The sequence below is a fragment of the Ruegeria sp. I3 genome, from assembly GCF_056532525.1.
Map to the genome: position 1 here is coordinate 148,119 of NZ_JBQFNI010000006.1, position 13,632 is coordinate 161,750.

Annotated in this window: 13 protein-coding genes; 6 read left to right on the plus strand and 7 right to left on the minus strand. The window is 57.5% G+C overall.

The genetic code is table 11. From position 1 onward, the window contains the following. Positions 1-3 precede the first annotated feature (3 nt). Positions 4-507: an Lrp/AsnC family transcriptional regulator gene (locus ACR0L9_RS16310; protein ID WP_370644441.1), complete on the minus strand. Its 504-nt coding sequence runs from the start codon at positions 505-507 to the stop codon at positions 4-6. A 99-nt stretch (positions 508-606) separates the two neighbouring features. On the opposite strand from ACR0L9_RS16310, the gene hppD reads away from it, so the two are divergent. Then, a complete protein-coding gene (gene hppD, locus ACR0L9_RS16315) occupies positions 607-1,704 on the plus strand; it encodes a 4-hydroxyphenylpyruvate dioxygenase (protein ID WP_480584764.1) in 1,098 nt (365 codons plus the stop codon). Positions 1,705-1,760: 56 nt separating this feature from the next. On the opposite strand, the gene ACR0L9_RS16320 is transcribed toward hppD, so the two are convergent. Further along, positions 1,761-3,647, minus strand: a complete 1,887-nt coding sequence (locus tag ACR0L9_RS16320; protein ID WP_480896117.1) for a hypothetical protein — start codon at positions 3,645-3,647, stop codon at positions 1,761-1,763. Positions 3,648-3,811: 164 nt separating this feature from the next. On the opposite strand from ACR0L9_RS16320, the gene ACR0L9_RS16325 reads away from it, so the two are divergent. Continuing rightward, positions 3,812-4,507: an SIMPL domain-containing protein gene (locus tag ACR0L9_RS16325; protein ID WP_170405107.1), complete on the plus strand. Its 696-nt coding sequence runs from the start codon at positions 3,812-3,814 to the stop codon at positions 4,505-4,507. A 1-nt stretch (position 4,508) separates the two neighbouring features. On the opposite strand, the gene ACR0L9_RS16330 is transcribed toward ACR0L9_RS16325, so the two are convergent. The 3 genes from ACR0L9_RS16330 to ACR0L9_RS16340 form a co-directional block, all read right to left on the minus strand. Continuing rightward, positions 4,509-5,219, minus strand: coding sequence for a GNAT family N-acetyltransferase (locus ACR0L9_RS16330; RefSeq protein WP_480896118.1), 711 nt, complete (start codon positions 5,217-5,219; stop codon positions 4,509-4,511). Positions 5,220-5,223: 4 nt separating this feature from the next. Then, positions 5,224-6,516, minus strand: coding sequence for an O-acetylhomoserine aminocarboxypropyltransferase/cysteine synthase family protein (locus tag ACR0L9_RS16335; protein WP_170393386.1), 1,293 nt, complete (start codon positions 6,514-6,516; stop codon positions 5,224-5,226). Positions 6,517-6,588: 72 nt separating this feature from the next. Beyond that, a complete protein-coding gene (locus ACR0L9_RS16340) occupies positions 6,589-7,584 on the minus strand; it encodes a hypothetical protein (protein WP_480896119.1) in 996 nt (331 codons plus the stop codon). 152 nt (positions 7,585-7,736) lie between these two features. On the opposite strand from ACR0L9_RS16340, the gene ACR0L9_RS16345 reads away from it, so the two are divergent. From ACR0L9_RS16345 to preA, 3 genes are all read left to right on the plus strand, one after another. Continuing rightward, positions 7,737-8,369, plus strand: a complete 633-nt coding sequence (locus tag ACR0L9_RS16345; RefSeq protein ID WP_480896121.1) for a cupin domain-containing protein — start codon at positions 7,737-7,739, stop codon at positions 8,367-8,369. A 159-nt stretch (positions 8,370-8,528) separates the two neighbouring features. Further along, positions 8,529-9,863: an NAD(P)-dependent oxidoreductase gene (locus ACR0L9_RS16350; protein WP_170626035.1), complete on the plus strand. Its 1,335-nt coding sequence runs from the start codon at positions 8,529-8,531 to the stop codon at positions 9,861-9,863. Between the two features lie 45 nt (positions 9,864-9,908). Then, positions 9,909-11,213: an NAD-dependent dihydropyrimidine dehydrogenase subunit PreA gene (gene preA, locus ACR0L9_RS16355; RefSeq protein WP_480896123.1), complete on the plus strand. Its 1,305-nt coding sequence runs from the start codon at positions 9,909-9,911 to the stop codon at positions 11,211-11,213. A 51-nt stretch (positions 11,214-11,264) separates the two neighbouring features. Here the strand turns inward: preA and ACR0L9_RS16360 are convergent, their stop codons facing one another. Together ACR0L9_RS16360 and ACR0L9_RS16365 are read right to left on the minus strand one after the other, a co-directional pair. Continuing rightward, on the minus strand, positions 11,265-11,486 hold the full coding sequence (locus ACR0L9_RS16360) for an N-(5'-phosphoribosyl)anthranilate isomerase (protein ID WP_480704565.1): 222 nt from the start codon (positions 11,484-11,486) through the stop codon (positions 11,265-11,267). A 37-nt stretch (positions 11,487-11,523) separates the two neighbouring features. Beyond that, positions 11,524-12,132 carry a TetR family transcriptional regulator C-terminal domain-containing protein gene (locus ACR0L9_RS16365; RefSeq protein WP_170393378.1) on the minus strand — a complete coding sequence of 203 codons (609 nt, stop codon included), beginning with the start codon at positions 12,130-12,132 and terminating at the stop codon, positions 11,524-11,526. 171 nt (positions 12,133-12,303) lie between these two features. On the opposite strand from ACR0L9_RS16365, the gene ACR0L9_RS16370 reads away from it, so the two are divergent. Then, positions 12,304-13,554 (plus strand): Zn-dependent hydrolase, encoded by a 1,251-nt coding sequence (locus tag ACR0L9_RS16370; RefSeq protein ID WP_223118282.1) that lies wholly within the window; start codon positions 12,304-12,306, stop codon positions 13,552-13,554. The last annotated feature ends 78 nt before the right edge of the window (positions 13,555-13,632 follow it).

Here is a 13,632-nt window from a genome sequence, read left to right on the forward strand (position 1 = left end):
CGCTCAGGTCGGGAGCGGCGCGTCGCGTTTCAATTGGTCCATTACGATCTGGCTTTGCACCCGTGCAACTGCAGGATGCGGCAGGATCACTTCGTGAAGCAAGGTATTGAGTGCGGATAAGTCGTCACAATAGACATGAAGCAGGTAATCTGCCTCACCTGTCATCGTCCAGGCGCTGGTGATCTCGGGGCGGGTGTTGACCATGCGGGCGAAGCCTGCGGATTGTTCGGGGCCATGAGTGCCCAGATGCACCTGAATGAACCCCTGAACCTGTAGCCCCAGCCTCAGCGGGTCCAGTCGTGCGGTGTACCCAGTGATATAACCCTCGGCCTCAAGGCGCTGTCGGCGACGGCCCGCCTGACTGGCGGATAGATTCAGCACATCACCCAATTGCTGCGACGTCAGATGCGCGTCGCGCTGCAAAGCTGCGAGTATTCCGATATCAATCCGATCCAGCACGTGCGGCGTTTCCTCAAGATTTGCGATCAATATGCGGAAAGTACGCATCTAAACTTAGTTTATACGAAAACAATGCGCAGAAACAGCACTCATTAAGGCGTATTTTTGAATCAGCAAAGAAATTCCTGTTTTCCGAGGAGACGCGCCATGGGTCCTTTCCCGCATAACGCCCCGAAATCTGTCATCAGCGAAGAAAACCCAGCCGGTACCGACGGGTTTGAGTTTGTTGAATTCGCACACCCCGAGCCGCAAGAGTTGCGAGACCTGTTTGCGCGAATGGGCTTCGACTATGTCGGCTATCACCGCAACACCCCCAAGGTCGAGCTTTGGCAACAGGGTGATGTAACCTACATTCTGAACGCGGATCCTGATAGTTTTGCAGCCAAATTCGTGGCCGAGCACGGCCCCTGCGCCCCTGCCATGGGCTGGCGCGTTGTTGATGCTCAGAAGGCTTATGAGCACGCGATCGCCAAAGGGGCTGAGCCCTATGATGGCGCAGACAAGACCATGAACGTTCCGGCGATCAAGGGCATTGGTGGTTCGCTGATCTACTTCATCGATCAGTATTATGACACCTCGCCCTACAACGAGGAATTTGAATGGCTGGAGCAGTCAAAACCGCGCGGCGATGGGTTCTACTATCTCGATCACCTGACCCACAACGTGTTCAAGGGCAACATGGACAAGTGGTTCGAATTCTATGGCGACCTGTTCAACTTCCGTGAAATCCGCTTTTTCGACATTCAAGGTAAGTTCACCGGGCTTTACAGTCGCGCGCTGACTTCACCTTGTGGTCGCATCCGCATTCCGATCAATGAAGATCGTGGAGAGACCGGACAGATCGTCTCCTACCTGAAGAAGTACAACGGCGAAGGCATCCAGCATATCGCGGTGGGCAGCGACGACATCTACGCCTCGACCGATGCCATTGCCGAGAAGGGTCTGAAGTTCATGCCCGGTCCGAACGAGGCCTATTATGACATGTCTTACGACCGTGTGTCCGGCCATGATGAGCCCAAGCATCGGATGATGAAGCACGGCATTCTGATCGACGGCGAAGGCGTTGTTGATGGCGGTGAGACCAAGATTCTGCTGCAGATCTTTTCGAAAACAGTCATTGGCCCGATCTTCTTTGAGTTCATTCAGCGTAAAGGGGATGACGGGTTTGGTGAGGGCAATTTCAAAGCCCTGTTTGAATCGATCGAACGCGAGCAGATTGAGTCGGGTGAAATCTCGGCAGCTTAAACATGAATCAATGAAATCAACCGAGCGCCGTGTCTGACCGACATGGCGCTTTTTCTTTACCCGCGCGGCATCTTGAGCGTGATGTTCTTGCCGCGCTTCTGATAGCGCAACTCGCTGTCGCCGATAGCGATGACATTACCTCCGTCGATGCGATCGCCCACCTTCAGCTTTTTGTAGCGTCCGCTGGGCAGGCGGACCAAAGCACGGCGGTTTGCAGGGGTGCCGTACACGCCGATTAGGTTCAACTTGCGCAGGTTAATCGCGTTGTCGATGGTTGCTTGTCGCGCAACTGACGCGGAAGACGGGATTTTGGGGTTGACCGTTCTGGGCTGGAACGAACCAACTTCATCGGCATTACTGGCCACATTTGCGGTCGAGGCCAGCGCTGCACTCCCAGAACTAGGTTGCCGTGTCGCGCGCGCCGTGATGCTGGCAGGCCTGATTTTTGGACGGGGTACCCGTACAACAGCCAGCGCAGTCGGGGTTTCATCGACCTGCGGAGGGGTTTGCAGAGACTCGGGCCGCAGCTTAGGCCGGACCGAGGCCAGCTCTTGCCGGGATCGACCGCCAAGTTGCTGGCGTTCGAATTGATCCACCAGATTTTCCGGGCGTGGCCGTGGGCGAAACGCCGCGAGTCTCTCATCGACCTCTTCTATGACAACGGGTTCTGTTTCGAACCTGGTTGGGGGTTCGGGGGGCACGGATGCGGGACGACCCAGATAAACCATCACACCGGCCGGGTTCAGCGTGCCTTCGGCACTTGGCGTCACAAGTCCGCGTTCATCCAGGTTGAACCGCTGCCCCGCTTGGCCTGGCAAAGAGATCGACTCAAAAGACGCATCTGTGTCGAGGCTGGCAAGTTCGGGTAGTGCGACGGAATCGGTCGACAGGTCCGAGCGATCGACCGATGTGAGATATTGATTATCCACGCCAGCCCCAGGCGCTGGCTCCAGGCCTGAAGGTTCAACGGGGGCGGTGCCGGTAAACTCACGAAACTCGGTTCTGCTCTCTGGCAGATCAGCGATGTCTTCGACCGGCTCCGGTTCAATCTTCAGTGCTTCGAGAATGGCCTCGTCCGTGGGGGTGAGCACCGGTTCTTCCTCTGCCACTTCAGGTTCTTGTGGGAGGCTTGCGATCTCGGTTTCCTGAGGTTCGGGTTGTGCCTGCGGTTCTGCAGTTGCAGTTTCTGGCTCTGGCTGCAGCTCGGGCTCTAACGGTTCGGCCACTTCGACAATTTCGGGGTCAGAGCTGTTGTAAGACCAGACACCCAGCAACATTCCAACCACAACCGACGCTGCGATCGCAGGAATTGCAAAGCGTTTCAGATCCGTTCCTGTCTTGGCAGACGAGGGCAGTGCTTTGGTAGCAGGCTCAAATGCAGGGGGGGCTGCATCTTCAGCGATGGCGTGAACCGGTATGTCCGGCGTATCAACGGGTTTGGGGGCCGCAATCACTGCGTCCTCATCCACAATGATCGGCAGTTCCAGAAATGGCGCGTCCAGAGCATCGTTGCCGGTTGCGCTGACCCAGAATGCCTCGGGGATAAAGCCATGATCGGTGGCAAATGCGCTGGCTTCGTCCAGCGTTTGCTGGGCCACAGCGGCAACCGGGGTCTCAGTCCCCACGTCGCCCGCGACATAGGCCAGCTCTGATAGCTCATAGGGCGTGGCTGCGGCCAACGTATCCTTGACCTTTTTCGCCGCTACATCGGTGTCCAAACCATCGGTGTCGACAACCAAGCGGCGCACCTGATCGGATGGAATCACAAGCTTGCAACTCAGGTCATTTTCCAGCGCGAATCCCTGATCCCGAAGGGCCTGCATCTGGTCCGCGAAATCCGACGCATCTAACGGAACGGTTCCAATGCAGTACCAGTCTCCATCCGACTGATGATGCAAGGAAATGCCGTTTTCAGAAAATGACAGCGCAAAGGCGGGTTTCATAATCGCGATGAACCATAATTGTCGGCTTTTATGCAAACGCTTAGATGTCTGCCCGCCGAGATTAGAGCAGGAACTCGCCGAGGGAAAGAAAAAGGCACGTTTCCCCCTTGCCGTGTACGGGCCCGACCACCCATCTTGAGAGCAAGCATCAAGGAGGGATCATCTTGAAGACACTTGCTTTTTTGGCCGCCATGGCCGCTGCCACCGCGACTCTGCCCGCCCATGCGGAAGAACGTCGCATCTCGGTCAGCGGGACCGGTACGGCTCTGGTTGCACCCGATATGGCAACGATAACACTGGGCGTGACCAATCAGGATGCGCAGGCATCGGTAGCGATGCAGGCGACCTCGGATGCGGTGACGCAGATCCTCAAACGACTGGACGAAATGGGATTGGAGGCGCGCGATGTTCAGACGCGCGATCTTTCGCTTTCACCGGTCTGGTCGGGGCGCAGCAATTCCAGCAATGAGCCACCCAAGATCACTGGGTTCACCGCGTCCAACCGCGTTTCGGTTCGCGTGCGGGATCTGGATAATCTGGGCCAGATCATGGATGCGGTCATCAAGGATGGTGCGAATGATTTCGGCGGTCTGAGCTTTGGCGTGCAAGAGCCCAAACCGCTTGAGGCTGAAGCACGGGCCAAAGCTGTGGCAGATGCGACCGAGAAGGCGCAGCAACTAGCGCAGGCGTCCGGGGTTACGCTGGGTCCCATCCTATCGATCAACGACCACGGCGGAGGTGTTCGCCCGATGGCTCAGATGCGCGAGATGGCGATGTCGGACGCCGGTGGCGTGCCGGTCGCAGGCGGAGAGATTTCCGTTTCGGTCAATATCGCGATGGAGTTCGAAATCGCGGAGTAAGCTACGATCCAACGCGGGCTTGCAGCGGTTGGCGCTGCTGGCCCGATGCATCGAAATTCCCCGGCGCAAGCCAGTTCTCGAATGCCGCGCGAATGCGCGGCCACTCGCTGTCGATAATCGAAAACCACGCCGTATCCCGGTTGCGTCCTTTGTAATGTGTCGCCTGCCGGAAGACGCCCTCGAACGTGAAACCCAAACGTTCAGCTGCGCGTTTTGATGGCGCGTTCAGGGCGTCGCATTTCCATTCATAGCGGCGATAACCAAGCTCATCGAACACACGGCGCATCATCAGATACATAACCTCGGTCGATTGCGGTTTGCGCTGGAGCAGGGGAGAGAAGTGGATATGGCCTACCTCGATTGAACCCGCTGCTGGTTCGACCCGAAGGTATGAGGCCATCCCCACGGGTACCTCATCCGCGTCGAGCACTGTATGAAACATCGGGTCCGCATCCACGCAGTTTGACTGCGCCCATGCGGTGAAATCAGCCTCAGAGTCGAACGGGCCGTAGGGCAGATAAGTCCAATTGTGGCCGTCCGTATCGTTGGCAAACGCCCGGTACAAGCCGGGCGCGTGCCTGTTTACATCCAGTGGCACAACGGAACAGAACCGGCCCTGCATCGGTGTGTAAGGCGGGGTGGGGCGAGGAAACTCGCCCGCGACCGGCAAGCCGATGGGTTGACCCAGTTTATTTGTGTTGTGCCCGGTCATCGGATCAGGCGCTGGCTTTGGACAGAGCCTGATCGAGATCAGCGATCAGATCGTCTGCATCCTCGATCCCGATGGACACGCGCACCACTCCAGGGCCTGCGCCTGCAGCTTCCTGCTGCTCGGGCGTCAACTGACGGTGTGTGGTCGAGGCCGAGTGGATGATCAGCGACCGTGCGTCGCCAAGGTTGGCCACGTGGCTGAAGATCTCAAGCGCGTTCACCAGCTTTACGCAGGCGTCATAGCCGCCCTTGACCGCAAAGGTGAACAGGGCGCCCGCGCCGCGCGGGTAGTGCTTTTTTACCCTGTCGCTATAAGGCGAGGATGGCAGGCCAGCATATGTCACGTAATCCACACGGTCGTCTGCCTCGAGCCACGCTGCTATTTTCTGCGCGTTTTCGACATGGCGCTCCATCCGTAGCGATAGCGTTTCTATCCCCATCAGTGTGTAATGCGCCGCCTGAGGGTTCATCGTCATGCCCAGATCGCGTAGACCGATCGCGATGCCGTGGAATGTAAAGGCGAGCGGGCCGAAGGTCTCGTGGAATTTCAGGCCGTGATAGGCGGATTCGGGTTCGCTGAGCGAGGGGAACTTGTCATTCGCCGACCAGTCGAACTTGCCCGAATCCACGATGCAGCCGCCGGTCACGGTGCCGTTGCCGGTCAGGTACTTGGTGGTCGAGTGAACGACCAGAGTCGCGCCGTGTTCAATCGGGCGGCACAGGTAGGGCGTGGCCGAGGTGTTGTCGACGATCAGCGGAATGCCTGCTGCGTCCGCCACATCCGCCAGCGCACGGATATCGGTGACATAACCGCCCGGGTTGGCGATGGATTCGCAGAACACCGCGCGGGTGTTTTCGTCGATAGCGTCCTTGACGGCGTCCAGATCATCGGTGTCGACAAACTTGGCCGACCAGCCAAAGCGTTTGATCGTCTGGCTGAACTGCGTGACCGTGCCGCCGTACAGACGGGTCGAAGCCACCACGTTGCAGCCCGGTCCCATCAGCGGGAACAGCGCCATGATCTGCGCCGCGTGACCCGAGGAACAGCACACCGCGCCAACGCCGCCCTCAAGCGTCGCCACACGTTCCTGCAGCACCGCAACAGTCGGGTTGGTCAGGCGGGAATAGATGAACCCCACTTCCTGCAGATTGAACAGCGCGGCGGCGTGGTCAGCGTCGCGGAAGACATAAGCGGTGGTCTGGTAGATCGGTGTCTGGCGCGCGCCTGTGGCAGGGTCGGGGCGGGCCCCGGCGTGAATTTGCAGCGTGTCAAAACCGTAGGTGGGTCCGTCAGACATCGAGGAAATCTCCTGTTGGAATGTGTGTTGCTGAATCTCTAGGACATTGGCTCGCCCGGCACAATGTCCGCGTCACCGTAGCCAAAGCCCCTTGGACTTGATCGTTTTGCGAATGACCTGTTCGCGTGCGGGCAGGTTGTTTCGGTCGAACAATGCCCGGATCTTCGCACCCTTGCGCTGTATCACCAGCTTCTTCAGTGGATCATAGCCTTTGAGCACTTTTTTGATCTTGTTCGGGGCCACGACAGTTTCCAATACCTCGACCACATGATCACTTTCGCGGGCGTAGAGCATCGGGAACAGGCGATAGTGGCAGCTGACCGACCCATCCAGCAGGCCCTCGGGCAGGGCATCCCGTCCGCCACCGAAGGAATGGATGACCAGCGGCAAGGCGATCTGATCCAGCCACGGGTTCAGAACTTGCCCGGTCAGTTCGGGGATTTCCTCGTCGCGAATGGCGCGGGCATAGCCCATAAACCGCTCACCAAATTGGCGGGGGCATTTGTAGAAGAAATGACCGGCGTTAAAATACAGGTAGCGCCGCCAATAACCCTCGGGCTGGCTGGGATCGAGAGAGCTTTCGAAATCCAGCCCGAACCGGTCATATAGTGCGCGCCAGATACCGTCATATCCTGGGCCGTAGAGCGTGGGTTTGGGCCATGTTCCCTCGACCCGAAGTGAGGCGCCGGGCTGTTTGAAATCGAACGGGACGTCGGAAATTTCGCCGGTGATCAGAGTGTCGGAGTCGAAGAAGACAAAGGGCTCACCCTCTGGCATCGCCAGCAAAGCTTCGATCTTGTTGCCATTGGGATAGCTCGAGCCAAAAGCATGAGACTCAAAAGGCAGAATCTCGGCACCCAGATGCTGCAGGGCTTCAAGAACTTCGGCATCCTGAATGCTGGGGTTCTGAGGCCAAAGAGGGCCGGGCTGTGGTACCCCCACGAACAGCCGACCTTTGAACCCTGGTGAGCTGTGGCGCAGCGAGGCGGCGAACAAAAGCGCCTCGTATTGCAGCCGGTTGTTTTGCCCGATGATGAGGATGTTAAATGTCGCCGGGCTTGCCTGCATCGTGTCGCGCTTTCTGATCGGGCCGGTATTCGGCCGCCGCCTCAACCGGAAGTACAACAAGCTGTGAAGGGCGTCAAAACCCCAAACATGACCGGTTTGCAAATCCGGCTCGTGCTCCCATCTAATGTGACAGCAACGCAGGAGGATTGCATATGCGGGTCAATGCAGATTTCACACAGCGGGTCGCCGTTCACTTTGATCAGACCGAATGGGTCGCGTCACCGGCTGCTGGCGTCGAACGCAAGATGCTGGACCGCATTGGCGAGGAAGTGGCGCGTGCCACAACCATCGTGCGCTTTGCCCCCGGCAGCGCGTTTTCGTCGCATACTCATGACGGGGGTGAGGAATATCTGGTGCTGGACGGAGTGTTCCAGGATGAAACCGGAGATTTCCCTGTCGGCAGCTATGTACGCAATCCCCCGACGTCCTCCCATACACCCTCGGCCAGCGAAGGCGCGACTATTCTGGTCAAATTGCATCAGTTCGACCCCGATGACCGCACCGAGGTTCGGCGCTCGATCAACGGGGGCGGAGATATCGATTTGTTCAAGGATGTGCATGAGGATGTCCAGGTGCAAACCTGGGGCGCGGGCGAACAAATTGAATTGGACGCCGATAAGGGGTTTGAGGTCTTTGTTATCGAAGGTGGCTTTGCCGAGGCGGGCGAAGAATTTGGCACTTGGGACTGGTTGCGCTTGCCGCCTGGATCACGCTTTGCTGCTGTAGCAGGTGAGGGCGGAGCCCGTGTTTGGATCAAATCCGGCCACCTGGGTGGGATGGTCTGAGCCACCGCTGCCAACAAAATAGGCAATTTCTGACTGAATCCGGGCCATTCCGCCCGGATTTTTCATTTTTTGACCATTTGGCAAATTTTACCAATTGATAAAAAATCAGATTGTGGCAAGCTAGGGTCCATAACAAACATATCTACAGGGAGTAGAGTGATGGCACAGGGCCAGATGGCACCCGGGATCGTCTCCGGGCGGCTTTCCAGCGATGAGCTGACCTCGAATTTCACCGATCTGCATCCGCCACTGGCCCCGCACGAGGCCGCTGTGGCCGCCGATCGATGCTATTTCTGCTATGACGCGCCATGTGTGACGGCCTGTCCTACGGATATCGATATTCCGTTGTTCATTCGCCAGATTCAGGCCGGGCAACCGCAGGCGGCAGGGCAGACCATTCTGGAGCAGAACATTCTGGGCGGCATGTGTGCCCGGGTTTGTCCGACCGAAACTTTGTGTGAAGAGGCTTGCGTGCGTGAGACGGCCGAAGGCAAGCCGGTCGAGATCGGACGCCTGCAGCGTTATGCAACCGATGATGTGATGGCCTCGGGTGCGCATCCGTTCGAGCGCGCCGCATCAACCGGCAAGACAATTGCCGTAGTTGGGGCAGGGCCCGCCGGTCTGGCCTGTGCGCATCGTCTGGCGATGCAGGGGCACGATGTGGTGATCCACGAAGGCAAGCCCAAGCCAGGCGGTCTGAACGAATACGGGATTGCGGCGTATAAATCTACCAATGATTTTGCACAGGCCGAGGTCGATTGGCTGCTTAAAATAGGCGGGATCGCGATCGAGACCGGTTCGATTCTGGGAGAGACGATTTCTCTGGAAGGGTTGCAGGAGAACTATGACGCTGTTTTCCTGTCAATCGGACTTGCGGGGGTGAACGCACTGCGGGCTGATGGGGTCGATAAAGACGGGGTGCGCCCGGCGGTCGACTTTATCTCGGATGTGCGACAGGCCAGCGATCTGGTTGATCTACCTGTGGGTCGCAATGTCGTTGTGATTGGCGGTGGTATGACTGCCGTAGATGCGGCAGTGAAATCGAAACTGCTAGGCGCTGAGCACGTCACCATCGCCTATCGCCGAGGTCGCGACGCGATGGGTGCCAGCCGGTACGAACAGGATTTGGCGGCGTCGCATGGTGTTCGGATTCTCTGCAATGTTCAGCCGGTGGCCATTCACGGAAATGGTGCCGCAGCAGAGATCGAATTGGAGTATACTGCGAGCCATGATGGTCGACTGACCGGAACGGGTGAAACTGTCCGTGTGCCGGCCGATCAGGTTCTTAAGGCCATCGGTCAGACGCTTGACGGTGCGCCGGAAGGCCTAACGCTGGATGGCAATAAGATTGCCGTGACCGGGGCGGGACGCACTTCAATGGCCGGTGTGTGGGCTGGCGGAGACTGTGCGGCAGGAGGCGAAGACCTGACCGTGACCGCCGTAGCCGAAGGTCGCGATGCCGCGATGGATATCCACGCTGCTCTGAGCGCGTGAAACTCAAAGACAAAGATGCAGAACTGCATCAGGGAGGCCGGATAAATGGCTGATTTAACATCAAACTTTCTTGGAATATCAAGCCCGAACCCGTATTGGCTGGCCTCCGCGCCACCGACGGATAAGGAGTACAATGTTCGCCGCGCCTTCGAGGCCGGATGGGGCGGCGTAGTGTGGAAGACCTTGGGGGCCGAGGGGCCTCCGGTCGTGAATGTGAACGGCCCACGCTATGGCGCGATTTATGGCGCGGACCGCCGGTTGTTGGGACTCAACAACATCGAACTGATCACAGATCGACCGCTTGAGGTGAACCTTGAGGAAATGGCCCGCGTAAAGGCGGATTATCCAGATCGCGCCCTGATCGCCTCGATCATGGTGCCCTGTGAGGAGGCTGCTTGGAAGGCCATTCTGCCGCGTGTGGCTGAAACCGGTGCGGACGGGATCGAGCTGAATTTTGGCTGTCCGCACGGGATGAGCGAGCGGGGTATGGGGTCTGCCGTCGGGCAGGTGCCGGAATACATCGAAATGGTGACCCGTTGGTGCAAACAGTATTACGACCGCCCAGTTATCGTGAAGCTAACGCCGAACATTACGGATATCCGCAAACCTGCGGCGGCGGCGAAGAATGGGGGCGCGGATGCGGTATCGCTGATCAATACGATCAACTCGATCACCAGTGTCAATCTGGACACGTTCAGCCCCGAACCCTCGATTGACGGTAAAGGCAGCCATGGTGGCTACTGCGGACCGGCGGTGAAACCAATCGCGTTGTCGATGGTGTCCGAGATTGCGCGGGCCAAAGCCACGCATGGGCTACCGATCTCAGGCATCGGCGGCGTCACCACTTGGCGCGATGCAGCAGAGTTTATCTCGCTGGGTTGCGGCAATGTTCAGGTCTGCACTGCAGCGATGACCTATGGGTTCAAAATCATCGATGAATTGACGGCTGGCCTGTCGGAATGGATGGATGAGAAAGGCTATGCCAATATCGACGAAGTGATCGGACGCGCAGTGCCCAATGTGACGGATTGGCAATATCTGAACCTCAACTACATCGCCAAAGCGAAGATCGATCAGGATCAGTGCATCAAATGCGGTCGCTGTTTTGCAGCCTGTGAAGATACCAGCCATCAGGCGATTTCGATGTCGGCGGATCGGGTGTTCGAGGTTATCGACGAGGAATGCGTGGCCTGCAATCTTTGCGTGGATGTGTGCCCTATAGAGGGGTGTATTTCCATGGAGCCGATGGCCGCCGGAGCGGTTGATCCGCGCACAGGCAAGGTCGTTGATCCTGAATATGCCAATTGGACGACACACCCCAACAACCCCATGGCGAAAGCGGCGGAGTAGTCAGAGATTTTTCGTCGAAAAATCTTGGCGGAGAAAATTCGACGAATTTACTCAGAACAGAATGTCGATGGGTCCGTTGTGGCAGATGATGACATATTGATTGGCGGTGCGGATCAAATGGTATCCGCGCCGTTTCACTTCTGCCTGAAAAGCCGCGTGACCAACCTCCCGTTCGACCCAAGCAACTGAGCGTCGCACAACAGCTCCCGTTCGAGCAGATCGGGACGAGAAAAGCTGGGTGATCCAAGGCTCGGGATCTGAGCGATACGTCATCATGCTCCGAGCTTTTCTCAATAGGGTTAAGTGTCTCTTAAGGTGTAAGCAGTTTTCGATAGAGCGTTTCCACGAACGGAACCGCGCCTTCGAATGGGTCTTCTTCCCCAAGAATTGCCCGGACTTGAACATCGAAATCCGCATAATGCTGTGTCAGTGCCCAGATCGAGAAAATCAGATGATAGGGATGGACTCGTGCAATTTTGCCCTGAGCCATCCAGCTTGTCAGAATCGTGGTTTTTTCATCGACCAGTTTTTTGAGATCGCTGGACAAAGCTTCATGAATGCGCGGCGCGCCCTGAACAAGCTCATTGGCAAAGAGGCGGCTCTCGCGCGGCAGGTCGCGGCTCATCTCAAGCTTGCGTTGGATATAAGACAGTATTTCTTCCAGCGGGTCGCCATCCTCATTCAACGCGTGCAGGGGAGCGAGCCAGACTTCAAGCAGACCCGACAACAGGGCTGTATGGATCGCTTCTTTCGATGGAAAATAATAGAGCAGGTTGGGCTTGCTCAGCCCCGCCTCAGCTGCAATTTGGTCGACGGTTGCGCCGCGAAAACCGTGGGCTGAGAACACATTCAAGGCCGCCTCGAGAATCGCTGCTCGGTTCTTTTGCTGAATCCGGGTTGGGGCGCGGTCTTTGGGCATGTTCACCTGTTGTCCTTTTTTCGGCCAGTTGGGCGTCAATTATGTCGAAAATTCCGGCAGGCCACTGCAATTTCTTGACTGATGTCGAACCCGTGATAGCGTGAGTTTGACCAGATGGTCAAATCAAGACACCAAAAGCGAGCCAAATCGCAAGCAACAGGGAAGAACATGATGGCAGCTCCGGCGCAGAATCTCAGGATCAATGGCGACAGGTTATGGGACAGCCTGATGGAGATGGCCAAGATCGGCCCAGGCGTCGCGGGTGGCAACAACCGTCAGACGCTAACGGACGAGGACGCCGAAGGGCGCGCGCTGTTTCAGAAATGGTGCGAGGATGCCGGTTGCTCGATGGGGCTGGACCAGATGGGCAATATGTTTGCCCGACGAGAGGGAGCGGACCCCGAGGCTCTGCCGGTTTATGTAGGGTCGCATTTGGATACGCAGCCCACTGGTGGCAAGTATGATGGCGTTCTTGGCGTGCTTGGTGGGCTGGAGATCATTCGCACGCTGAATGACCTAGGCATCAAGACCAAGCACCCTATTGTGGCCACCAATTGGACCAACGAAGAAGGGACGCGATATGCCCCGGCGATGTTGTCTTCGGGGGTGTTTGCCGGAATGCACACTCAGGACTGGGCTTATGCACGTGAGGATGCCGAAGGAAAGAAGTTCGGGGATGAACTGAACCGCATCGGTTGGCGCGGCGATGAAGAGGTTGGCGCGCGCAAGATGCACGCTTTCTTTGAGTTGCACATTGAACAGGGCCCGATTCTGGAAGCTGAAGGTAAGGATATTGGCGTTGTAACCCATGGTCAGGGTTTGAGCTGGACCCAGGTTACCGTGACCGGCAAGGATGCGCATACTGGGTCTACACCGATGCCGATGCGCAAGAATGCCGGGCTGGCGATGGCGCGTATTCTTGAGAAAGTGGACGAGATTGCATGGTCGCATGCACCTCATGCCGTGGGTGCGGCGGGGCATATCGATGTCTATCCGAACTCACGCAATGTGATCCCTGGAAAGGCAGCGTTCACGGTCGATTTTCGCTCGCCCGAGTTGGACGTGATCACTGATATGGAGAACCGTCTGCGGGTCGCAGCTGAAGATATCGTCGAAGAGATGGGGTTGCAGATCGAATTCGAGAAAGTGGGCGGTTTTGATCCGGTGAAGTTTGATGAGGGTTGCGTGGCGGCTGTGCGCGATGCGGCTGAGCGGTTAGGGTATTCGCATACGGACATCATCTCGGGGGCAGGGCATGACGCCTGCTGGATCAATCGAGTAGCGCCAACCGCGATGGTGATGTGCCCATGCGTTGATGGGTTGAGCCATAATGAAGCTGAGGAGATCAGCAAGGATTGGGCTGCAGCCGGGGCGGATGTTCTACTGCATGCGGTCGTCGAGACGGCTGGGATCGTGGAATAGGGGGCTCTGCCCCCGTCGCCCGTTGGGCGGCTCCCCCGGGGTATTTTTAGCCAGATGAAGCAAGCGGCGTAGACCGCA